This window comes from Parachitinimonas caeni (assembly GCF_030129945.1).
GTDB lineage: Bacteria > Pseudomonadota > Gammaproteobacteria > Burkholderiales > Chitinimonadaceae > Parachitinimonas > Parachitinimonas caeni.
Window position 1 is genome coordinate 1 of sequence record NZ_JARRAF010000297.1, and the last position, 255, is coordinate 255.

Annotated in this window: 1 protein-coding gene; it reads left to right on the forward strand. The window is 64.3% G+C overall.

The features are described 5' to 3' along the window. The coding region (locus tag PZA18_RS24775; RefSeq protein ID WP_308447469.1) for a hypothetical protein at positions 1-255 on the forward strand (255 nt) is incomplete at both ends.

A 255-nucleotide genomic window follows, 5' to 3' on the forward strand; every position in this document is an offset into this window, starting at 1 on the left:
TGGCACCCAAAGCCAGCTCACCCACACCGACTACGATGCCTTTGGCCGTGCCATCAAAGTCACCAGCCCCGGCCAGGTTGTCCAGCAGCAAAGTTACGACCGCTTGGGCCGCATCATCACCGTCAGCGGCGCCCAAATCAGCAGCGCGACCTTCGATGCCTTCGGCCGGGTACTGACCCAGACCGATGCCTATGGCCGCACCACCACCACGGCCTACGACGACAAGCTGCGCACCGTCACCGTCACCACCCCGGA